Raw genomic sequence first — 22,547 nt, forward strand, 5'->3', positions numbered from 1 at the left:
GAGGGCGACCCATGCACGTAGTCAATTCGTGGCGCTCTCCGCTGCGCCTGACATTGCTGCTGCTCGGCAGCGGTGTGGCACTTCCCGCGCTGGCGGCTCCGACGCTATCCGGTGGGACCATCCGTGATCTTCGAGCGCTCGAACAGCAGATGGATTCCGCACCGGCGGTGGTGGAAGGCAAGGCGGCTGACCAGGCGCAGCGCCTGGCGGGGGGCAATGCTTCTGACCGCTGGGCGCAAGCGCTGTATCTACAACTGGCGGCGGGGGCCGAGGCGTCCCAGCAGAAATATGCCGAGGCAGCGGATCATCTGGCCGAGGCGCGAAGTGTGGACGGTGTCGATGCCGCTCAGCGCAATCGTTGGCTGGGCCAGGAAGCGGATCTGCGCCTGAAGGCCGGCCAGAAGGAACAGGGCAGGGAATTGCTTGGCGAATGGCTGACCAGTAACGACGGGGATGCCTCGTCGTTATGGCAGATGGCTCAATTGGAGGCGGAGCGCGAAAGTTGGGAATCTGCTGCAGACTGGGTAGAAAAGGCGCGTCGTGCGAGCGACTCGCCGAGTGCCGATCAGTTGGCCTTCGCCGCCGCGGTCATGCAGCGCAGTGGTCGCCTCGACGAAGCGTTGGTGGCGTTGCAGCAGCGTCTGGATCAAGCCGCGGACGACCCTGAAGCCTGGCGCAGGGCGGCAGGGTTGGCGCAGAAGCTTGGTGAGCCGGTGCGTGCGGCAGCGATCTGGGAAGCTGGCTGGCGGCAAGGGCTGCTTGATGGGGCCGAGGATCTGAATCGACGTATTCACCTGCAACTGGCGGCGGGGACTCCTGCACGAGCGGCCGAGATACTTGACGATGCCCTGGCACAAGGTGCTCTACCAGAAGATGAGGAGCATTTGCGCCTGCTGGCCGAGAGTTGGCATCTGGCGCGCGACCGTGAACAGGCCATGCAGGCATGGCAGCGGCTCGCCGAGAAGACGGGGTCGGGGGCTGACTGGTTACATCTTGGGCAATTGGCCAGCGCCTGGGGCAACGCATCGCTGGCTCGTGAAGCGCTGAAGAACGCGAAGCAGCAAGGCGTGGCGCAGGCAGAGGAATGGCAAGCGCTGCTTGATGAGGCGGGAGCCGCCGAAGTGCTGCCGGTGATGGAAGAGACAGGCCGCGCTGTAGAGCCGAACGAGCCTGAGTTGCAGGAGCCTGGGCAGCAGGAGTCAGAGTAGCCCGAGTTAGAGCTGCACGATTCAGAACAGTAGAGAAGGAGTGGTATTGGCGAGACATGGCCCTGAGCGCTTCGGCGGTCAGGGCCATGTCTTGCCGGTCTTACGTATTGAAGCCAGCTCTGAAATCAGCCCTGAGGCTAGTCCTGAAGTTCGGTCCACACCGGTGCGTGGTCCGAGGGACGCTCCATTCCGCGCAGCTCATAGTCGACACCGGCATCGACGATGCGCTGGCTGAGGGGGGCGGTGGTCAGGATGTAATCGATGCGCAGACCACGCCTGGGTTCGCGATCGAATCCTTTCGAACGGTAGTCAAACCAGCTGTAGAACTCCGTGGAGTCCGGGTAGCGCAGGCGATAGCTGTCACTGAGTCCCCAGGCCTTGATGCCACTCAGCCACTCACGCTCTTCCGGCTGGAAGCTGGTCTTGCCTTCACGCAACCAGCGCTTGCGGTTGTCCTCGCCGATACCGATGTCGATATCTTCCGGAGAGATGTTGAAGTCACCCATGATCGCAAGATGCTCGTCCGGAGTGTGGCGCTCCTCCAGTAACTGCTTGAGCTGGGCATAGAAGGCCCGCTTGTGTGGGTACTTGGTTGGATGGCTGATGTTCTCGCCCTGGGGAAAGTAGCCATTGTAGATCCACAGCGGTTGACCATCGGCCTGCGTCAAGCGCACGCCAATCATGCGGCGTTGAGCATCCTCAGCATCTCCGGGAAGGCCCCGCACGACTTCCTGTGGTTCCTGCAGCGTCATGATCGCAACGCCGTAGTGTCCCTTCTGGCCGTGGTAATGGACGTGATAGCCCATGGCCTCGAGGGCCTCGCGTGGGAATTCGCTGTCCTGGACCTTGGTTTCCTGCAGACCGATCAGCGCGGGGCGGTGGGCCGCTATCAGAGCCTCCAACTGGTGAAGGCGTGCTCGCAGACCATTGATGTTGAACGATACCAGACGCATCAATCCTGCCCTCCGCTGGGCGTTTCGTTGTTGTCCTTGTGGATGGCAATGTTTGGCGCAGCCTGCTGGCGTTCGAGTCGCCGCGCCGCCTGTAGCTTGCGCTGCTGGCTTTTCTTCTGGGAAAACCGCTGCGATGAGGCGACCTCACCGGGGTTTTCCTGACGCCACTGGCGGTAATCCTTGCGGCGTCCGGTGCGAATGGTCACCTTGTCCGCCAATGAGCGGCTCTTCTTGCGGCGTGTCATGGCACGACTCCTCTTTCGATGTGCACATTCTACCAGTATCGGGCTACAGGCGACGAGCCATGACAGGCCAGTAACGCAGCAGTTTCAGGTCGCGGAGGATCGTGTAATTCTGCCATAAGTAGGCAGCAATCTTGTGCCAGGGGTGTGAAACTCGCCGCACATGATGTCCACAAGCCGCATGGTTGCGGGGATTGCTGTGCATTATGCGCTGTCCACCAACAACCTGGGGGACTTGAAGGGGGGTGGGCTGATATAATAGCCCGCTTGTATGATTCACCTTCTTTCGGTAACGGACAAACTGCACAGCCTATGAGCGAGTCGGATCAGACCACCGCACCGGCCCAGAGCCACAAGCCCAAGCGTCGTCGTCGCAAGCCGAGGCGCCGCCAGTCGAGCTGGGATCTTCGCCAGTTTCAGGTGCCTGCCGTTGCAGGCAAGTGGCGGTTCCACGACTTCGATCTGCCACTGCCGTTGATGCGGGCCATCCACGCGCTGGGTTTCGAATACTGTACGCCGATTCAGGCTGAAGCCCTGACACATACCCTGCTGGGTGGGGATGTTGTCGGCAAGGCGCAGACCGGTACCGGCAAGACCGCTGCCTTCCTGATCTCGATGTTGGCCTACTTCCTCGAGGAAGAAGCGCCGGACGGTCAGAAATCGGGCGCTCCACGAGGCTTGATTGTGGCGCCGACCCGCGAGTTGGCGCTGCAGATCGAGAAGGATGCCAAGGCACTGGCACGCTTTACCTCGCTGAACGTGACCAGCGTGGTTGGCGGTATGGACTACCAGAAACAGCGCGACGGCCTCAACGGTAACGTCGATATCCTCGTGGCCACACCAGGTCGCCTGCTGGACTTCCAGCAGAAGCGCGATATCGACCTCAGTCAGGTGGAAGTGCTGGTGCTCGACGAAGCCGATCGCATGTTGTCGATGGGCTTCATTCCTGACGTCAAGCGTATCATTCGCTATACGCCGAAGCCGGTGGAGCGTCAGACCTTCCTGTTCTCGGCGACGTTTACCGAGGATATCCTCAATCTTGCCAGCCTGTGGACGCATGAGGCTTCGCATGTAGAGATCGCGGTGACCGTCGATAATGCCGCGGATATCGATCAGCGTGTGTATATGGTCGGTGATGAGGACAAGCAGCGCCTGCTGGTCAAGCTGTTGCAGCAGGAAGCCTTCGATCGCGTCATGGTGTTCGGCAATCGTCGCGATCTGGTGCGCAGCCTGCTTGCGCTGCTCAAGAAGGCCGATATCAACGTCGCCATGCTGTCTGGTGATGTGCCGCAGAATCAGCGCATTCGCACGCTCGAGCAATTTCGCGAGGGCGAGGTGCAGGTGCTGGTGGCCACGGACGTTGCTGGGCGTGGTATCCACATCGAAGATGTCAGTCACGTGATCAATTACACGCTGCCTGAAGATCCCGAGGATTATGTGCACCGAATCGGTCGTACCGGTCGTGCCGGCGCCAAGGGTGTGTCGATCAGCTTCGTCGGTGAGGAAGATGCCTTCTCGCTGCCCGAGATCGAGCGCTTTATCGGCGACAAGCTGCCCTGCGAACATCCCCCCGAAGGTCTTCTCTGACACCTTGTCGATCATGATAAGCCGGCTTTATGCCGGCTTGTTCATCTGGATTTGCCTCCATGCTGGATGAATCGCTCAAGAGCGAGATACAGGTCGCCTACCGGCGTGTTCTTGATAGCCTCGAGCTGACTCCGCGCTACGGTCAGCGCTTGATGATTGCCGAGATTTCTCGCACCCTGGCCAATATCGAGACCGATGAGTCAGGCAAGCGCACCAGCAATGAGCATGTCTGTGTACTTGAGGCGGGTACCGGTACCGGCAAGACGCTCGCATATCTGCTTTCCGCCCTGCCGATCGCCAAGGCAAGGGGCAAGCGGCTGGTGTTGGCAACCGCTACCGTCGCGCTTCAGGAGCAGGTGCTTTATCAGGATCTGCCCGCGCTCAAGGCCCATAGTGGTCTGGCTTTCGACTATGCGCTGGCCAAGGGGCGTGGTCGCTATATCTGTGTGGCCAAGCTGGATCAGGCCATGGACGGTGGCGGGGAGGATAACCCAACGCTGTCGTTGTTCGAGCAGGCACTGGATGCCGAGCATGGCGATGACTTCAAGGCGTTGGTGCGCGAGTTGGGCGATGCCTACGGTAACGGCCGTTGGGAGGGGGATCGCGATAGCTGGGGTGATGCGATTGACGATGCTGACTGGCGTCGCTTGACCGTGGATCACCGCCAGTGCACCAATCGCCGCTGTGGCCATTTCGGTGCCTGTGCCTTCTTTCGTGCGCGGCGCCATCTCGATAGTGCCGACATCATTGTTGCCAACCATGACCTGGTGCTGGCGGATCTGGCGCTGGGCGGTGGTCTGGTGCTGCCGGATCCTGCCGATTGCGTGTATGTGTTCGATGAGGGGCATCACCTTCCGGACAAGGCGATCTCACACTTTACCCATCGTTTCAGCGTCGGCGGTGGTCTGCGTTGGTTGAGAAACCTGCGTAGTTCACTATCCGAGCTCAACAAGGGGCTTGGTGGGCAGGCGACTCTGGCCCGCCTGCTGGGGGCGTTGCCGGTCATCATTGAAGGTGTTGAGCCGCGTCTTGGTGAGGTCTTCGCCATGGGCCACCAGTTGGCACAGCGCGGCGAGGGATTGGAGGAGGGCGAGGATAGTCTCTATCACCGCTTTGCCATGGGCGTAGTGCCGGATGCGCTACGTGAGCAGGCTCGGGAACTGGTCACCGTATTTGCGGAGCTGTGCCGTAACCTGGAGTCGATGACCGATATTCTCCGCGAGAGTCTCGATCCGGAGAAATCGACAGGGTTGCCGAAGGAGCAGGCCGAAGCCTGGTTGCCGTTGCTGGCATTGCTGCATGGTCGTGCGCTCGAAGCCCACGCGTTATGGCAGGCCTTTGCTGAGCAGGATCCGCAGGATGAGCCGCCACGTGCACGTTGGTTGACTCTTGAGCGGTTTCAGGGAGAGCCGGAGTTATCTTTCTCGGCCAGTCCGGTATCCGCGGCACATACATTGGCGAAATCATTGTGGGGGCGCTGTTTTGGTGCGGTGGTGACCTCGGCGACGCTTACTGCGCTGGGTCGCTTCGAGCGTCTGCAGGAGCGCGCTGGTCTGGCCAACCGCTATCGTTACCAGATTCTACCCAGCCCCTTCGATTATTCTCGCGCGATATTGAGCGTGCCTCCCGAGGCTTGCGATCCCAGTAACCGCGAGGCTCACGAGAAGGCGATCGTCGATTTCGTCGAGGCACTCGACGAGCAGCAGGCGGTGTTGGTGTTGTTCTCGTCACGCGCCCAGCTCCGTGGTGTGGAGCGCGCCCTCGGCAAGGAGCGTCGCCAGCGAGTGTTGGCCCAGGATCGCCTGCCCAAGCGTGAACTGGTGGAGCGCCATCGTGCGCAGGTTGATGCCGGGAAGGGCAGTATCCTTTTTGGGCTTGCCAGCTTTGCGGAAGGCATCGACCTGCCTGGCAAGTACCTGACGCATGTGGTAATCACTCGACTGCCGTTCTCTGTTCCGGATGATCCAGTAGGTGCGACCCTCGCCGAGTGGATCGAAAGCCAGGGCGGTAATCCGTTCATGCGTATCAGCGTGCCCGACGCCTCGATCAAACTGGTTCAGGCCTGTGGGCGCTTGATTCGCAAGGAAGCCGATGAGGGGCGCATCACGCTACTCGATCGTCGCGTGTTGACGCGGCGTTATGGTCGGGCATTGCTTGATGCGTTACCGCCGTTCGTGCGTGAGATCGATGGGGTCGTACATCGTCCGACAGCTTGATGGTTGTTGTCTTCGTTCTTGCATTCGGACAGGAACAGAGCGCCCGCCGCTGGAGTTGATCCAGGGCGGGCGCGGTCTTTTCTGTCTTTTTCTATTGCTACAGCGTCGTCTGAATCAGGACAGGCGCTTGCTGAGGGCCGGGCCGAGGCGCTCGTTCATGCTGCGCAGGGCCTCGACAGTGGTGTCCCAGTCGATGCAGGCATCAGTTACCGAGACGCCATATGCCATCTGTGAATGGTCGTCGAGAATCTTCTGGTTGCCCCAGCCGATATTTGATTCGACCATCAGCCCGGTGATCGAACGATTGCCGTCGAGGATCTGGTGAGTAACGTTCTCCAGCACCAGTGGTTGCAGGGCGGCATCCTTGTTGGAGTTGGCGTGGGAGCAGTCGATCATGATATTGGGCTTGATCCCGGCTTTCTTGAGCTCCTGCTCGGCAAGGGCCACGCTGACGCTGTCATAGTTGGGCTTGCCGTTGCCGCCACGCAGCACTACATGGGCGTATGCATTGCCACGCGTGCGGATGATCGCCACCTGGCCTTGCTGATCGATGCCAAGGAAGTTGTGTGGATGCGAGACGGACTGCAGGGCGTTGACGGCGACGTCGAGGCTGCCGTCGGTACCATTCTTGAAGCCGACTGGGCACGACAGTCCCGAGGACATCTCGCGATGGGTCTGGGATTCGGTGGTACGTGCACCGATCGCGGACCAGCTGATGCAGTCCTGCATATATTGGGGCGAGATCGGGTCGAGGGCTTCGGTGGCCAGCGGCAGGCCCAGCTCTGACAGCTCGACCAGTAAACGGCGGGAGATATGCAGACCTTCCTCGATCTGGAAGGAGCCGTTCAGGTGGGGATCATTGATCAAGCCTTTCCAGCCCACGGTGGTGCGCGGTTTTTCGAAATAGACGCGCATAACGATATACAGAGTGTCTTTCACCTCATCGGCCAGCCGACGCAGGCGGCGAGCATAGTCGAGTGCGGCATCGACATCGTGGATCGAACAGGGGCCAACCACCATCAGCAGGCGCGAATCCTTGCCGTCGAGGATGTTCTGTATGGTGCGGCGGCCCTCGAGTACTGTGGCTTCGGCTTCCGGCGTGAGCGGAATTTCCTGCTTGAGCTGCTCCGGAGTGACGAGGACATCCTGGGCGAGAACGTTGAGATTATTGACCTGCTGGTCGGACATGAGGGCTACCTGTGTGTATCGTGTCAGCGCTGGAGGGTGCGGTATCGCGTTCCCCATTGTATCGTAAGGCGTCTACTATCTCTTGGGCACCAGGCAAATTCAATTGTGTGTTCAGGAACCCTGACGTTTTTATGCTGTCACAGCCCCTCAACGGTTCCACGTAAAGGATGCTTGATGCGAGGCTGCGAAACAGGAACACTTGTGCCTTTTAGCGTGACGAATCTCATGATCCTATTTCAGCCACCAGGCTTCAGGTGGACCCTTGCTGACGAAGACGAGGTCTCTGCCACCCGCTTTGCGACGCCGTCCCGACGTGTTCGGGGAGGAGACGCATGACGAGCAGGGAAACTGATCAGCAGCTAGTCGAGAGAGCACAGAAAGGCGATACCCGAGCCTTCGATCTGTTGGTAAAAAAATATCAGCACAAGATTCTTGGCTTGATCGGACGCTATATCAATGATCATGCAGAAGTGCAGGATGTTGCCCAGGAAGCCTTCATCAAGGCTTATCGCGCGCTTGGAAAGTTTCGCGCGGAAAGCGCGTTCTACACCTGGATGTATCGCATAGCGATCAATACGGCCAAGAACCACCTTGTCTCGCGAGGGCGGCGTCCACCAGGCAGTGATCTCGATATCAATGACGCCGAGATCGTTGACATGAGCGGACGTCTGGCCGATATCGAAACGCCGGAAGCGGCTATCGCCAGGGATCAGCTCGAGGCTGCGGTATTTGAAGCTATCGAAAATCTTCCTGACGATCTGCGGACTGCCATTACTCTGCGCGAGCTTGATGGGATGTCCTATGAGGATATTGCCCAGATCATGCAGTGTCCGGTAGGAACCGTGCGTTCGCGAATCTTCCGAGCTCGTGAGGCTGTGGATCAACATATCCAGCCGCTGGTGACGACCTCGCGTAACAACGAGTCGTTAGTGGATTGACACTGTTGGTCTGCTGCGTGGAATCAGGGCTGACAAGGCTGCTGAGGAGGTGGGTTGAAGATGTCTTCCTCATTTTTTTCAAATTGGGATGAACTGTTCAGAAAAATGGGCGTCATACCCAGTGACCGTATCTGGAAAGACGAGAATATGGACGGTCGCGCTTCTGTTACCCCGGGAGTGAAACTCCTGGCAGGTTTGGGGATCAATGACAGTGGGGCGCAACGCTTCGTCGATATGAGGTGTGGAGAATGACTCTGAACGCACGGGAATCGCTTTCAGCTTTGATGGATAATGAAGGTGATGAGCTCGAGTTGCGCCGAGTGTTGAAATCGCTGGACAGCGATGAAGACGCGGCGATGAGCTGGCGACGCTATCACCTGATGCGCTCTATTATGCGGCGCGAGACTGATAGTGATCCCAGCGTGGATCTTTCGGTCGGTATCATGGCTCAGCTTGAACATGAGCCAGCGCCGGTGACGCAATCCGGGATGGATGATATTCAGGAGCGTCGTGGTGGCATAAGTCTGGCGCGAGGTGCTGGAATCGCTGCAACGGTATCACTGATGATGATCGGTGGTGTGCAGTTCTACAACGGTTCGCTGAGCGACCCGAGTGGCGCTGGTACTGCAGCTCCAGGTCTGGCTTCCAGTAGTGGCTCTGGCTCTGCGGGTATTGATTCCGGACGAGTGTCGGGTTCGGGGCTGGCCACAGTGTCAGCGGGACAGCCTTCACTGATGGATCTGCCGATGTTCCAGGCCGGCCAGAACTCTGGTGATGGCAAAGGGCTGATGACCGTTGGTGCTCAGGTGGCATCGCCAATGTTCCTCGCGCCGTCTGCCTCGGCATCGTCCCGGCAGGCTGATCAGGAGCAGGCATATCTGTTGCAATCCTACCTGGATCGCCATGCTCAAGGTGCTGCATTCAGCACAGCCGATAACTGGATGCCGATGCTGCGTGAGACGTCTGTAAGCTCTGCCAGCAACTGACAGCTCTTCCATCTCATGCCTTGAAACGCTGATCAGTCAATGTTGGTGATTGATTGGCGTTTACCATTCCTGCCTTTGTCCTCGGTTCGGGATACCCTGATATGCCTCACTTGAGAACCGCACATCACCTGGCTCGCCTGATGGCGATTGGTCTGGGGTTCTTGGCGCTTCCCGCATTTGGTGAAGGTTCCGCTTCGGTGCCGTCCGGCATTGCTGCAAGCCACGACAGAGTCCAGACAGTCTATGATTGTCGTCAGCTGGAGTCGGCTCCTCCGGCGATAGCACCGGACCAATGGTTCGAGCGCAGCATCTGGGCTACCCATTGTTACCGTTACCAGGCTCGGGCTGTACGCGTTGTCGATGATGATGTCGTCACGTTGTCGCTGGTGCGCGATATCAACAATGGTGTCGAAAGCGACCGCATGTTCTTTCTCAACGGTCCCAGTCGTTCGTTGCGGCGTGAGGGCGGCTCGATGCGCTTTCAGTTGAGTACTGATGGCGAACTGGCAGCTCCTGCATCTCCTGATGCCTTGCTTCAACACCTCAGCGAACTCTATCGTTTGCGTTTTCGCGGTGAGGAGCGGATTGCCAACCGTGCTGCGGTTGCCGTCGAGTTCGTGCCGCTGGATAGTCTGCGTTATGGCTATCGCCTCTGGCTTGATCGAGCGACAGGAATTCCCCTCAAGCGTGCGTTGCTTGATAACCAGGGAGGAGTGCTTGAATCCTTCGAACTGGTTGAGCTGACCCCGCCCGACCTATATGACGGTGAAGTCGAGTTGCTGGAGCCACCGTCCAGTGCTGCTCTCGAGTGGAAGGCGGGTTGGTTGCCGGCTGGCTTTATTTCCCAGCCATTGATGGCGTTGGCTTCACCTGAGGATAATCCTCGTCGTCACAAGCTCTACAGTGACGGCCTCGCGACTATCAGTCTATTTGTTGAGCCGTTGGTGGCGGAGGGTGCATTACGTCCAGGTTTGCATCGTCTTGGCGCCAATCATGCTGCCGTGCGACGTATTGAGCGTGGTGATGAAACCTTGCAGGCAGTGGCTGTCGGGGAGTTGCCGCCAAACGTGTTGATGCGTGTTGTCGAGATGCTGCAATTTTCTGATACCGATAGTGCTACCGACTCTGCGTCATGACGTTCTGGCTTCATAACGTCCTGGTTTCGTGGCGCTCTTGCTTCGTGGTGATGCCAAAGCCATCATGCCTTTCCAGGTTCCTGCTGTCTGATATTGAAAGTTTGTCAGCTAAGTAGTGAACCTTTTCCAATACCGACGGTAGATAAATTGGCAGTCTTGCACTGCTGACGATAATCCAATCGCATTCATCGCATATAGCTTTCCAATAGGAGCCTTGCATGAAGCCAATGACACGTACTCTGGCCCTATGGGCAACACTCGCTGCAGGGCTGGTGTTTGCTCAAACCTCCATGGCCAGGGAGTTGCCTGATTTTACGCAGTTGGTTGAAGACGCCGCGCCAGGCGTGGTCAATATTTCGACGACTCGTGTGACTGAAGGCTATTCGGCTCCCTTCGGAGCCTTTAGTGGTCCGGAAGTCCCCGAGATATTCCGTCACTTCTTTGGTGATCGATTCCCCGCTCCTCCCGGCGGTGGTGGTCATGCCGAGGAGCGTCAGTCTCTAGGTTCCGGTTTTGTCATCGACGCCGATGGTTACATCATGACCAATGCCCATGTGGTCAATGGTGCTGATGAGATCATGGTTCGCCTCAACGACCGACGTGATCTCAAGGCCGAATTGGTGGGTGCCGATGAGAAGACCGACGTGGCTGTCCTCAAGGTCGATGCCGACAATCTTCCCACATTGCAGTTGGGAGATTCTGATGACCTCAAGGTGGGTGAATGGGTAGCCGCCATCGGCTCTCCATTCGGGTTCGATCACTCAGTGACGGCGGGCATTATCTCGGCGATAAACCGTACTTTGCCACGTGATGCCTATGTGCCATTCATTCAAACTGATGTGGCCATCAATCCGGGTAATTCCGGTGGCCCTCTGTTCAATCTGGATGGTGAAGTCGTAGGCATCAACTCGCAGATATTCACGCGCAGTGGTGGTTTCATGGGGCTGTCATTTGCGATCCCCATCAACGTTGCCATGGATGTGGCCAGTCAGTTGCGCGACTCGGGTCATGTTACCCGTGGTTGGTTGGGTGTAATGATTCAGCCGGTGTCGCGTGACCTGGCGGAATCTTTCGGCATGGATCAACCGGAAGGTGCTCTGATTGCCGATGTGGCTCCGGATAGCCCAGCAGCCCGTGATGGCATTGAAGCTGGCGACATCATTCTCGAGGTCAATGGTGAGAAGGTGGAGCGTTCCGATACGCTGCCACGGCTGATTGGTCGGGTGAATCCCGACTCTGACGTGGAACTGACACTGTTGCGCAACGGTGAGCAGCAGACTGTCAGCGTCACGGTGGGTGACTGGCCTGAGGACATGGCCGGAAACGCCAACGGTTCTGATAGTGGCAACTCACCGACTCGCCTGGGCGTCGCGGTTCAAACCTTGAGCGATAGCGAGGCGACCCAGATGGGTGTCGACAGCGGTGTGCGTGTGGTCGAGATTGATCCGCGCGGTATCGCGGCCAGTACGGGGATAAGGGCCGGTGATGTTCTGGTGAGTATCGATCACCAGGCCGTCGAGAGTGCTCGCCAGTTGAGTGACCTGGTGGCAGATCTGCCGAGTGATCGGGCAGTACCGGTGCGAATCTACCGCGATGGCCGTTCGTTGTTCATTGCCCTGCGTATGGGCGCGGACGACAAATAGTCACGCCAAGGCAATATGCTTCATGGACGCCCGGGTCAGCCCGGGCGTCTGCTTTTCCGGCATTGATAATGGCTGTTGTGGTGGCGGTGCTCTGGATAGCGGGGTGCGCCGCAAGAGGGATGCCGGTACAATGTTGCCAACTTTTCTCACGCGTCGCCGATTTCCGGCGAGCTGCTCGTCGCCGAGCGCGTCCTTCAGACGGAAACACGTTTCATGTCAGATACTGATAACCGAAAGGTAATCAATAATATACGTAACTTCTCGATCATCGCGCACATCGACCACGGCAAGTCGACCCTGGCTGATCGCTTGATCCAGAATTGCGGTGGCCTGACCGAACGCGAGCTCAAGGAGCAGGTCCTCGACTCCATGGATCTGGAGCGCGAACGGGGTATTACCATCAAGGCGCAGTCGGTAACTCTCGACTACGTTGCGGCCGATGGCGAGACCTATCAGCTCAATTTCATCGATACTCCAGGACACGTCGATTTCTCCTACGAGGTGTCGCGCTCACTGTATGCCTGTGAAGGTGCGTTGTTGGTGGTGGATGCCGCCCAGGGGGTCGAGGCGCAGTCGGTTGCCAACTGCTACACCGCGATTGAGCAGGGACTTGAAGTCCTGCCGGTGCTCAACAAGATGGATTTGCCTCAGGCCGATCCTGAAAAGGTGGCGCACGAGATCGAAGAGATCATCGGGCTGGATGCCACCGATGCCTGCCAGGTATCTGCCAAGAGTGGCCTCGGTATCGATGGCCTGCTCGAGCGCCTGGTGCGTGATATTCCGCCGCCCAGGGGAGATCGTGAAGCGCCATTGCAGGCTCTGATCATTGATTCCTGGTTCGATAATTATCTCGGCGTCGTGTCGCTGGTGAGAATCTTCGATGGCACCCTGAAGAAGGGCGAGAAGATTCGGATCCTGTCCACCGGCCGTGACTGGCAAGCCAACGAGATTGGTATCTTCACTCCTCTGCGCAAGGCAACCACTATGCTGCGTGCCGGTGAGGTAGGCTTCGTGGTAGCCGGTATCAAGGATATCCATGGAGCGCCAGTGGGTGACACCATCACTCATGCGAAGACGGCCGAGGTCAAACGTCTGCCGGGCTTCCAGAAGGTCAAGCCGCAGGTTTATGCGGGCATGTTCCCGGTCAGTGCCGATGATTATGAGGACTTCCGCGATGCCCTCGCCAAGTTGGCGCTGAACGACGCTTCGCTTGAGTATGAGCCAGAAAACTCCGATGCACTGGGCTTTGGTTTCCGTGTCGGTTTCCTCGGCACTCTGCATATGGAGATCGTCCAGGAGCGGCTCGAGCGGGAATACGATCTCGATCTGCTGACTACTGCACCGACGGTGGTTTATGAGTTGGCGATGAAGGATGGGAGCGTCAACTACGTTTCCAACCCCTCCAAACTGCCGGATATGGCGGATGTCGACGAGATGCGTGAGCCGATCGTACGCGCCAGTATTCTCGTGCCTCAGGAGTTCGTCGGTAACGTCATCGCCGAGTGCGAGAATCGTCGTGGTTCCCAGAAGGACATGCAGTTTCTCGGTAGCCAGATCCAGTTGACCTATGAGTTGCCAATGAGCGAAGTGGTCATGGATTTCTTCGACCGCCTCAAGTCAATCTCCAAAGGTTACGCCTCTCTCGACTACAACTTTGAACGCTTCGAGGCCGCTAAGCTGGTGCGTCTCGACGTACTGATCAACGGTGATCGTGTCGATGCATTGGCGGTGATTATCCACCGTGATCATGCCCACACCCGCGGTCGGCTGTTGGTCGAGAAGATGAAAGAGCTGATTCCGCGTCAGATGTTCGATGTAGCCATCCAGGCTGCGATCGGTGGTCAGGTAGTGGCACGCTCCACGGTCAAGGCACTGCGCAAGAACGTAACCGCTAAGTGTTACGGCGGTGATGTGTCCCGCAAGAAGAAGCTGCTCGAGAAACAGAAAGCGGGCAAGAAACGCATGAAGCAGGTCGGCCGAGTGGAAATTCCCCAGGATGCCTTCCTTGCCGTGCTCAAGGTGAACGATTAGGAAGGACGTACATGGATTTTTCCCTGATGTTGGTGATCGCGGTTGCGGTCACGGGGCTGATTGCGTTGCTCGATATGATCTGGTGGAGGCCCCGTCGACGTGCTGCGGCAGGAGGGGGCGCGGATGGTACAGTTGCTGTCTCTACTGGCGTCAAGGATCCCTGGCCAGTCGATTACGCGCGCTCCTTCTTCCCGGTGTTGTTGGTGGTACTGGTACTGCGCAGCTTCGTAGTCGAGCCTTTCCAGATTCCATCCGGATCCATGCGGCCGACCCTTGAGGTTGGCGACTTTATCCTGGTCAACAAGTTTTCCTATGGACTGCGCTTGCCGGTGCTGGACACCAAGGTGATAGAGGTTGGAGAGCCGGAACGTGGTGATGTCATGGTCTTCCGTTATCCGCGGGATCCGTCGGTCAACTTCATCAAGCGTGTGGTTGGCCTGCCGGGAGATCGTGTCGCATATCTCAACAAGCAGCTGTACGTCAACGGCGAACCGGTGAGAAAGACCGTGGTCGATTCCAACCCGGAAAGTGCGCCTGGCGAGGAGATGTTTGTCGAGCAGTTGGGCGAACATGAGCACCATATCTACAATAGTCGAGGAGAGCCCGGTGTATTGAGGCATGAACGAGTCGTGCCTGAGGGCATGTATTTCGTTATGGGAGATAACCGTGATCACTCCGATGACAGTCGCTACTGGGGCTTCGTTCCTGAAGAAAACATTGTCGGCAAGGCATTTGCCGTGTGGATGCATTGGGATGGTGGTCTACCGAGTTTCACCAGTGTGAGGTTGATTCCCTGAGCCCGGAAACTACCGCGTTCTCGGTAGCTGGCGGAGGCTCTTGCAAGCCTTCGCTGGCCTCCAGACCACCAGCCCCATCATTATCTAGAGTCAGCAGGAGTGTCGTGAGTAATCCCCTGATCACCTTCAGTTACCGAATCGGCCACGAGTTCAAGGACCCTGCGCTCCTTGAACTGGCCATGACGCACCGAAGTTTCGGTGGTCGCAACAACGAACGACTCGAGTTTCTCGGAGACTCGATCGTCAACTTCGTCATTGCCGAGGCGCTTTTTCAGCGCTTTCCGGAGGCGCGTGAAGGCCAGCTTTCCCGTCTGCGCGCACGCCTGGTCAAGGGACAGACACTGGCCGAGTTGGCACGCGAGATGAGCGTTGGTGAATGCCTGCGTCTGGGCTCAGGTGAGATGAAGAGCGGCGGGCATCGTCGTGAGTCGATTCTTGCCGATGCGGTGGAAGCGGTGATTGGTGCGATTTACCTGGACGCGGGAATGGATGTTGTCCGTCAGCGAGTATTGAGCTGGTTCGCCGAGCGGCTGGAGAACATCAATCTCAAGGAATCCCAGAAGGATCCCAAGACACGCCTGCAGGAGTTTCTTCAGTCGCGGCAGTCACCCTTGCCTCGCTACGAGGTGACCACTGTGGAAGGCGAGGCGCATGCGCAAGTCTTTACCGTAGAGTGCCACATACAGATGCTCGAACAGCATACGGTAGGTACCGGCTCCAGCCGCCGTCACGCCGAACAGGAGGCCGCCGAGCGTGCCCTCGCTCTATTGGACCCCAAGGGAGTCAGTTTATGACCCAGACCTGCGGCTTTGTTGCCATCGTCGGTCGTCCCAACGTCGGCAAGTCAACGCTGATGAATCGTATCCTTGGCCAGAAGATTTCCATCACATCGCGGCGTCCACAGACGACTCGCCATCAGGTGATGGGTATCAAGACCGAGGATGATGTCCAGTTCATCTATGTCGACACACCGGGGATCCATATTCTGGCGAAGGATCGCAACAAGGCGATCAATCGCTTCATGAATCATGCGGCAGTGCAGGCCTTGCATGATGTCGATTGTGTGGTGTTCCTGATCGACCGTACTCGTTGGTCTGACGAGGATCAAGTCGTGTTGCAGCGTCTCGAACATGTCGATGCACCGGTAATTCTGGCGGTAAACAAGGTCGACCGTCTCAATGACAAGGCGAGCCTCTTGCCTTGGCTGGCAGAGGTGGGAGCCCGTCGTGAGTTTGCTGCGGTGGTGCCGATCTCGGCAAAGCATGGCAGCAATGTCCCTGAGTTGGAGACGGAGATCGCGCGCCATCTGCCGGAAGGGATTCATCACTTCCCGGAAGATCAGGTCACTGATCGCAGCCAACGTTTTCTGGCTTCGGAACTGGTTCGTGAAAAAGTCATGCGCCAGTTGGGCGATGAGTTGCCGTATCAGATGGCAGTGGAGATCGAAGAGTTTCGTGAGGAGCCGCGTGTCACCCATATCAGTGCGCTGATTCTGGTCGAACGTCAGGGACAGAAGAAGATCCTGATCGGTGAGAATGGCGAGCGCATCAAGAGCATCGGCCGCGAGGCACGGCTTGATATGGAGCGCGCATTCGGCACCAAGGTCATGCTTAATCTGTGGGTCAAGGTCAAGCGCGGCTGGTCCGATGATGAGCGTGCGTTGAAGAGTCTCGGTTACGACCTCGACTGACGAGCATGGCATCACCTCCCGTCTCTTGATCAGCTGATTGTCGATCGTTGCCGAGTCTCAGTGATGCAGCCACAACCCGCTTTTCTGCTACACAAACGTCCCTACCGCGAAACCAGTGCGCTGGTAGAGCTGCTGACCCTGGACCATGGCCGAGTGCGTGCCGTGGCTCAGGGCGTTCAGCGTCCTGGCAGTCGTTCCCGCAGTCAGATGCAACCCTTTGCGCCCCTGCATATCACCTGGCAGGGTGAGCGTGAGCTGAAGCGTCTACGCCTGGTAGAGTCACGTGGCACTGCTGCAATGCTGGTCGGTGAGGGGTTGCTGTGTGGTCTCTACGCCAATGAACTACTGACGCGCCTGTTGCCGGTGGAGTTTGCGGTACCGGAAGTATTCGCCTTCTACACTTCGCTGCTTGCTGATCTGGTGCGTCCAGCCGGGCGGGCGCCGGGGTTGCGGCGCCTGGAAGTGGCTCTGCTTGATGCATTGGACGCTGCCCCACGCTTCTGTGGGCCAGCTGGTGAAGCACTGGATCCACAGGCCCGTTATCAGTATGACGCGAACAGCCGCGGCTTTGTGTCGGCCGCTCGGGGTATTGATGGCCGCACACTGCGGCTGCTGTCCCACTCTGACTGGAGCGAGCCTGGGTTGGCCGGGGTTGCCAAGGCGGTGAATCGTGCGGCACTGGCAGCGTTGTTGGGAGATCGGCCCTTACGCTCTCGCGAACTGATGCAAACCATGGCGCAACGTCGCCGAGCGCAGTGATACCATGCGCAGATTCCCTTGTTCTGCATCCTCATCAGAGGGTGTTTGCAAACACCGCGAGTAAGATCGTCAATGTACATGGTTCAATGATCCTCATTCCCTGAAGGCCATTTTTTCCACAAACTGCTTGATGACTTTGCCTGGTGCTATTTTTCCCCAGTGCTATTTTTTCCCAGTGATATTTTTTTCCCTGTGCTATGGAGCCCGTGATGTATCCGCCTCGACTGTTACTCGGTGTCAATATCGACCACATCGCCACCCTGCGCCAGGCGCGAGGGACACGCTATCCCGATCCGGTTCAGGCGGCGCTGCTTGCCGAGGAGGCTGGAGCAGATGGCATTACCGTACATCTGCGTGAGGATCGCCGGCATATTCAGGATCGTGATGTCCGGCTGCTGGCAGAGGTGCTCAACACACGTATGAACCTCGAGATGGCTGTCACCGAGCCGATGCTGGCATTAGCCGAGGAAGTGCGTCCGGCGCATGTCTGTCTGGTACCGGAGAAGCGCGAAGAGCTGACCACCGAAGGAGGGCTGGATGTGGTCGGGCACTTCGAGACGGTGCGCGATGCCTGCCAACGGCTGGCAGCTGCGGGGTGTGACGTATCCCTGTTCATCGATCCCGACCCCGACCAGATTGCCGCAGCACACCGTGCTGGCGCACCGACCATCGAACTGCATACCGGCGCCTTCGCCGAGGCCGATCCGGTGCAGGCGGAAACCGAGTATCAGCGTTTGGTGGCTGCAGCGGAAATGGCGGTGGAACTTGGCCTGGTGGTCAATGCCGGACATGGTTTGCACTATCACAACGTTGAGGTCATCGCCGCCATTCCTGGTTTGCATGAACTCAACATCGGCCATGCCATCATTGCTCGGGCGCTGTTTGTTGGCCTCAAGGATGCCGTCGCCGAGATGAAGCGTCTGATGATTGCCGGTTACGAGGCGGGGTTGGTCGCGGCGATTGATGGGATGGAGCACGAGCACGAGCATGACCATGAACACTGAGTTGCTGCGCCCAGGGCATGTAGCTAGAGAAGTGGCATGATCCTCGGAATTGGCACCGATATCGCCCGTATCGAGCGTTTTGCTGTCGCTATGGAGCGTCATGGTGATCGGTTCGCGAATCGTATACTCGGTGAGCAGGAGCAGCAGCGCTTCGCAGAGTCCGCTCAACCTGCGGCATGGCTGGCCAAGCGCTTTGCCGCCAAGGAAGCGTTCCTCAAGGCACTGGGTACCGGGTTGCGGCTAGGCATGAACTGGGGGGAAATTCAGGTCGTGCATAATGCTCTCGGGCAGCCACAGTTGGCTCTGTCCGGCACTGCGGCTCGGCTGACTGCCGAGCGCGGGATCACTCGCAGTCACTTGAGTATCAGTGACGAGTCGGATATGGCGGTCGCCTTCGTGGTACTTGAAGGCGACTGAGCTCATTGTTCTGATGAAAGGCTGGAGTCGTTGGCATTGGCACCCAGGGCCTCGACTTCGCTGGAATGTTGCTGTTGCCACTGTCGTAGCTGCTCCATGGCGTTGGTGAGGTCGGGAAGCATGGTCAGCGTTTCCTGCATACCGCGTGACCGCAGGCGTGTCTCGATGGTTTCCGCCAGCAGCGCCAGACGTGGCACCCCGCAATAGCGGCAGGCGCCATTGAGCGCATGGATGGCATCAAGCAGGGCTTCTTCATCGTCTTGTTCGATGGCGCTGTCGATGTCCTGTTCGGTGGCTTCCAGCGACGCTGCCAACGAGGCAATCAGTTGCTTCGCCAGAGCTTCTCTCCCGCCGGCAACCCTCGTGCCAAGACCGATATCTACGGTGGGCAACTCCTCATCGATGCTCGCTGGCGGTAACTGGGGAGCCGGTTCTCCGCGGGTGTTGAGCGAAATTCCCAGCCAGGTCTGCAGCAGTTCATCAAGGTGCGCCGGGTCAAGGGGCTTGATCAATACATCATCCATGCCTTTCAGCAGCAGTTCGCGGCGTTGGGATTCCAGAACATGAGCGGTGACGGCGATGACCGGGCGTTCGCGCCACTTATCGCTCATGCGGCGCAGTGCCTGAGTGGTTTCCACACCGTCGATGCCTGTCATGCGAATGTCCATCAGCACCATATCGAAATCCTGTTGCTGAGCCAGCGCTAATGCCTCCTCGCCACTGGCTGCGAGGGTCAATGCGCGTCCGGGACCCTCGATCAGCTCCTTGAGCAGAAGGCGGTTTGTCTCGCTGTCATCGACGATGAGTAGACGGGCATCGGGTGTGCCGCTATCAATCGCGGAGGTCGAAGTTGGTGCGGAGTTACTCACTTCCGTGAGCGGGTTGTTGAGATGGCGCTCGATAGCCTGGGCCAGCACCTTGCGTGATATTGGTTTGGCGAGGATCTCGGCATGTAGCGGCAGGGTGAGGCTGGCCGGATCCGGAAGCCCTGCGTTGAGCATCAACAGCGTTGGGCAGGTGCGAGTGGCAAGGCGTTGGCGCAGTAGTATCAGTCGTTCGCCTTCAATATCGTCCGCGCTGATGGCTTCCAGCGCCAGACTGGCCTGGTCAGGATCATCGGTAGTGGTGGCGTGCCACAGAGTCACAAAATGCAGTAGCGCGCGGCGCGAGGGACCATGTGGCTCCTCAATGTAAAGATGGTGCTGATGAAGGTCCAGCTCGGGATTGCGTTCCAGATGCGGGTTGCCGGTCAGGGAGATGGTGAAATGGAAGGTGGAGCCATGTTCTGGCGTGCTGTCGACGCCGATGGAGCCTCCCATCTGTTCCACCAGCTGGCGCGAAATGGCCAGCCCCAGACCGGTGCCGCCGAACTGACGCGAATGACTGGGTGTTGCCTGTCGGAAGGCCTGGAACAGTCTGCGTTGCTGAATATCGCTCAGCCCGATGCCAGTATCACTGACACTCAGGCGCAGTGTTATGCGCTCGTTTTGCGCTTCCTCGACCATCACGCGCACAATAACCTCGCCGTGATCGGTGAACTTGATCGCATTGTTGATCAAGTTGGTCAGTACCTGGCGAATTCGTAGGGGGTCGCCACTTAGTTGCGGAGGCACATCGTCGTATACCAGGCTCAACAGCTGCAGGCCTTTCTGGTGGGCCAGCGGCGCCTGAAGACCAAGGACTTCATCAACCAGTGACTGGATATCGACAGGCACTTGCTCCAGCACCAGACGACCGGCTTCCAGCTTGGAGAAGTCGAGGACGTCATTGACCAGTGACAGTAGGTTGCTGCAGGCACGTTGTACCTGGTCCAGCCATTCCTGCTGGCGCTGATCCAGCGAAGAACGACGCAGTAGCCGGCAAAAGCCGACGATGCCGTTGAGTGGAGTGCGGATCTCGTGGCTCATATTGGCGAGAAATTCCGACTTCACGCGGTTGGCTTCCACCGCTTGACGGTGCGAGATATCCAGCTCGATATTCTGGACCTCGATAGTCTCCATCGACTCCTGTAGCTCGCGAGTGGCGCTTTCGATCTGATGCTGTAGGTCATCACGGGCTTTGGCCATGTGATCAGCCAATAGATTGATTCGTACTGCCATCTGGGCCAACTCAGCCGGTTGGTTCAGGTTGAGATGTGGAGGCTGGCGCCCGTTGGCCAGTTGATCAATCAGCTGGCTCATATCGTCGATGGATTGGGTGACGCGCTTGGAGATCGAGAAGGCAACCAGAAACAGCAGTAGACCGCAGACCAGTAATATCAAGGCCCCTCGAGCAAGATTGCTGTAGTTGGCAAGCAGTAGCAGCGAGGCATCGATGTCGAGAATCAACCAGGCGTCAGGCGATTGCTCGAGGGGGACGACCATTACCCATTGACGATAATACTGGGTCAGGCGGTGCTCACTGGATGGCGTGGTGGTCGACAGCGCATGGCCACGCAGACGACCGAATTCGAGTATCCGTTGTGTACCCCGTTGCAGGCGCAACGCGCGAATCGTGGGCGAGTCCATCAACTGGTTGGCGGTGGCTTGCAGCGCCGAGCTGTCATTCATTGCCAGCGCTTCACCGAGTTGCGGTGCCATCAGATTGACGGCACCTTCGATCTGGTTCTGCATGGCGGTGCGCCGCAGGGCATTTTCCTGATACATCGAGAGCCCTGCCAGCAGCGTAAGCAGCAGCATTGGTAGACCAAGTAGAGCAAGCATCAGGCGGGATTTGAGCGACATGTACTGCTGTCCGTGCAGGTGGATTGCTCTATGTCAACGCATGGGCCTTCGCCTGTCCAGTATCCCACGCCTGTCCAGTATCAATAGGCACCGATATAATGCACAGCAGACCACTCCACAAGGAAGGTTGCATGGAATTTCCGACCCTCGAACAGGTGGTGGGCCATACCCCGCTGGTCCGCCTGAAGCGAATCACTGCCGGTCGCAATAATGTCTTGCTGGCCAAGCTGGAGGGAAACAACCCTGCCGGCTCGGTCAAGGATCGTCCCGCGTTGTCGATGTTCAGCGAAGCAGAGGCGCGCGGCGAAATCTCCCCCGGAGACACGCTGATCGAGGCGACATCCGGTAATACCGGTATTGCATTGGCCATGGTGGCGGCGATGAAGGGTTATCGCATGCTGCTGATCATGCCCGAGAGCGCCTCGGTGGAGCGCAAGCAGGCCATGGCCGCCTATGGCGCTGAACTCATCGAGGTCAGCCGCGAAGGAGGCATGGAAGAGGCTCGTGATCTCGCCGACACCATGATAGCTCAGGGCAAGGGCAAGGCCCTCGACCAATTCTCCAACCCGGATAACCCGCTTGGGCACTATCGCACCACCGGGCCGGAACTTTGGGATCAGACCGGTGGCAGTATTACGCATTTTGTCAGCTCGATGGGCACCACCGGCACGATCATGGGGGTGTCGCGATACCTGAAAGAACAGCGCAGTGACATTCAGGTGATTGGCCTGCAGCCGGAGGACGGTGCCAGCATTGCCGGTATTCGCCGCTGGCCAAGTGAGTATCTGCCGCGGATTTTCGAGCCCTCACGTGTCGATCAGATACTGGATATCGGTCAGTACGAGGCGGAGCATCATATGCGGCGCCTCGCGCGTGAAGAGGGCATCCTCGCGGGTATCTCGTCCGGTGGTGCGCTGGCCGGTGCATTGCGTGTCGCTGAGCAAGTGGAGAATGCCGTGATCGTGTTCATCGTCTGTGACCGCGGTGATCGTTATCTGTCGACCGGCCTGTTGGCCCCGGAGCTCTAGC

At 58.3% G+C, this 22,547-nt stretch carries 20 protein-coding genes; 16 read left to right on the forward strand and 4 right to left on the reverse strand.

The features are described 5' to 3' along the window. Positions 1-11: 11 nt before the first annotated feature. Positions 12-1,208 (forward strand): tetratricopeptide repeat protein, encoded by a 1,197-nt coding sequence (locus AR456_RS07760; protein WP_021820818.1) that lies wholly within the window; start codon positions 12-14, stop codon positions 1,206-1,208. Positions 1,209-1,345: 137 nt separating this feature from the next. Here the strand turns inward: AR456_RS07760 and xthA are convergent, their stop codons facing one another. Together xthA and AR456_RS07770 are read right to left on the reverse strand one after the other, a co-directional pair. Next, positions 1,346-2,161, reverse strand: a complete 816-nt coding sequence (gene xthA, locus AR456_RS07765; RefSeq protein ID WP_021820819.1) for an exodeoxyribonuclease III — start codon at positions 2,159-2,161, stop codon at positions 1,346-1,348. Then, positions 2,161-2,406, reverse strand: coding sequence for a hypothetical protein (locus AR456_RS07770; protein WP_021820820.1), 246 nt, complete (start codon positions 2,404-2,406; stop codon positions 2,161-2,163). Before AR456_RS07770 ends, xthA begins: the two co-directional genes overlap by 1 nt. A 309-nt stretch (positions 2,407-2,715) precedes the next feature. On the opposite strand from AR456_RS07770, the gene AR456_RS07775 reads away from it, so the two are divergent. Then, a complete protein-coding gene (locus tag AR456_RS07775) occupies positions 2,716-3,990 on the forward strand; it encodes a DEAD/DEAH box helicase (protein WP_021820821.1) in 1,275 nt (424 codons plus the stop codon). A 59-nt stretch (positions 3,991-4,049) separates the two neighbouring features. Then, positions 4,050-6,206 (forward strand): ATP-dependent DNA helicase DinG, encoded by a 2,157-nt coding sequence (gene dinG / locus AR456_RS07780; RefSeq protein ID WP_021820822.1) that lies wholly within the window; start codon positions 4,050-4,052, stop codon positions 6,204-6,206. Between the two features lie 114 nt (positions 6,207-6,320). Here the strand turns inward: dinG and AR456_RS07785 are convergent, their stop codons facing one another. Then, complete coding sequence (locus AR456_RS07785) at positions 6,321-7,394, reverse strand: 3-deoxy-7-phosphoheptulonate synthase (RefSeq protein WP_021820823.1); 1,074 nt, start codon at positions 7,392-7,394, stop codon at positions 6,321-6,323. 332 nt (positions 7,395-7,726) lie between these two features. Between AR456_RS07785 and rpoE the strand changes: the two genes are divergently transcribed. The 12 genes from rpoE (at position 7,727) to AR456_RS07845 (ending at position 18,795) form a co-directional block, all read left to right on the forward strand. Next, on the forward strand, positions 7,727-8,332 hold the full coding sequence (gene rpoE / locus AR456_RS07790) for an RNA polymerase sigma factor RpoE (protein ID WP_021820824.1): 606 nt from the start codon (positions 7,727-7,729) through the stop codon (positions 8,330-8,332). Between the two features lie 60 nt (positions 8,333-8,392). Beyond that, entirely contained in the window at positions 8,393-8,584 is a 192-nt protein-coding gene (locus AR456_RS07795) for a hypothetical protein (protein ID WP_021820825.1), read from the forward strand. Next, complete coding sequence (locus tag AR456_RS07800; RefSeq protein ID WP_021820826.1) at positions 8,581-9,318, forward strand: sigma-E factor negative regulatory protein; 738 nt, start codon at positions 8,581-8,583, stop codon at positions 9,316-9,318. Before AR456_RS07795 ends, AR456_RS07800 begins: the two co-directional genes overlap by 4 nt. Before the next feature lie 101 nt (positions 9,319-9,419). Continuing rightward, positions 9,420-10,454 carry a MucB/RseB C-terminal domain-containing protein gene (locus AR456_RS07805; protein ID WP_021820827.1) on the forward strand — a complete coding sequence of 345 codons (1,035 nt, stop codon included), beginning with the start codon at positions 9,420-9,422 and terminating at the stop codon, positions 10,452-10,454. A gap of 218 nt (positions 10,455-10,672) precedes the next feature. Further along, positions 10,673-12,097, forward strand: coding sequence for a DegQ family serine endoprotease (locus AR456_RS07810; protein WP_021820828.1), 1,425 nt, complete (start codon positions 10,673-10,675; stop codon positions 12,095-12,097). A gap of 213 nt (positions 12,098-12,310) precedes the next feature. Then, positions 12,311-14,128: a translation elongation factor 4 gene (lepA, locus tag AR456_RS07815; RefSeq protein ID WP_021820829.1), complete on the forward strand. Its 1,818-nt coding sequence runs from the start codon at positions 12,311-12,313 to the stop codon at positions 14,126-14,128. An 11-nt stretch (positions 14,129-14,139) separates the two neighbouring features. Beyond that, positions 14,140-14,925 carry a signal peptidase I gene (gene lepB, locus AR456_RS07820; protein WP_021820830.1) on the forward strand — a complete coding sequence of 262 codons (786 nt, stop codon included), beginning with the start codon at positions 14,140-14,142 and terminating at the stop codon, positions 14,923-14,925. A 104-nt stretch (positions 14,926-15,029) separates the two neighbouring features. After that, positions 15,030-15,719, forward strand: coding sequence for a ribonuclease III (gene rnc / locus AR456_RS07825; RefSeq protein WP_021820831.1), 690 nt, complete (start codon positions 15,030-15,032; stop codon positions 15,717-15,719). Next, positions 15,716-16,615, forward strand: coding sequence for a GTPase Era (gene era / locus AR456_RS07830; RefSeq protein ID WP_021820832.1), 900 nt, complete (start codon positions 15,716-15,718; stop codon positions 16,613-16,615). Before rnc ends, era begins: the two co-directional genes overlap by 4 nt. Before the next feature lie 63 nt (positions 16,616-16,678). Next, positions 16,679-17,374, forward strand: coding sequence for a DNA repair protein RecO (recO, locus tag AR456_RS07835; RefSeq protein WP_021820833.1), 696 nt, complete (start codon positions 16,679-16,681; stop codon positions 17,372-17,374). A gap of 209 nt (positions 17,375-17,583) precedes the next feature. Then, complete coding sequence (gene pdxJ, locus AR456_RS07840) at positions 17,584-18,378, forward strand: pyridoxine 5'-phosphate synthase (RefSeq protein ID WP_021820834.1); 795 nt, start codon at positions 17,584-17,586, stop codon at positions 18,376-18,378. Between the two features lie 36 nt (positions 18,379-18,414). After that, the gene (locus AR456_RS07845) at positions 18,415-18,795 is read left to right on the forward strand and encodes a holo-ACP synthase (RefSeq protein ID WP_021820835.1); all 381 of its coding nucleotides are present in this window, start codon (positions 18,415-18,417) and stop codon (positions 18,793-18,795) included. Positions 18,796-18,797: 2 nt separating this feature from the next. Here AR456_RS07845 and AR456_RS07850 read toward each other — a convergent pair whose 3' ends face one another. Then, on the reverse strand, positions 18,798-21,518 hold the full coding sequence (locus tag AR456_RS07850) for an ATP-binding protein (RefSeq protein ID WP_021820836.1): 2,721 nt from the start codon (positions 21,516-21,518) through the stop codon (positions 18,798-18,800). Between the two features lie 131 nt (positions 21,519-21,649). On the opposite strand from AR456_RS07850, the gene cysM reads away from it, so the two are divergent. Then, entirely contained in the window at positions 21,650-22,546 is an 897-nt protein-coding gene (gene cysM / locus AR456_RS07855) for a cysteine synthase CysM (RefSeq protein ID WP_021820837.1), read from the forward strand. Position 22,547: the final 1 nt, after the last annotated feature.

Origin of the sequence: Halomonas huangheensis, assembly GCF_001431725.1 — a bacterium.
GTDB classification, from domain to species: domain Bacteria; phylum Pseudomonadota; class Gammaproteobacteria; order Pseudomonadales; family Halomonadaceae; genus Halomonas; species Halomonas huangheensis.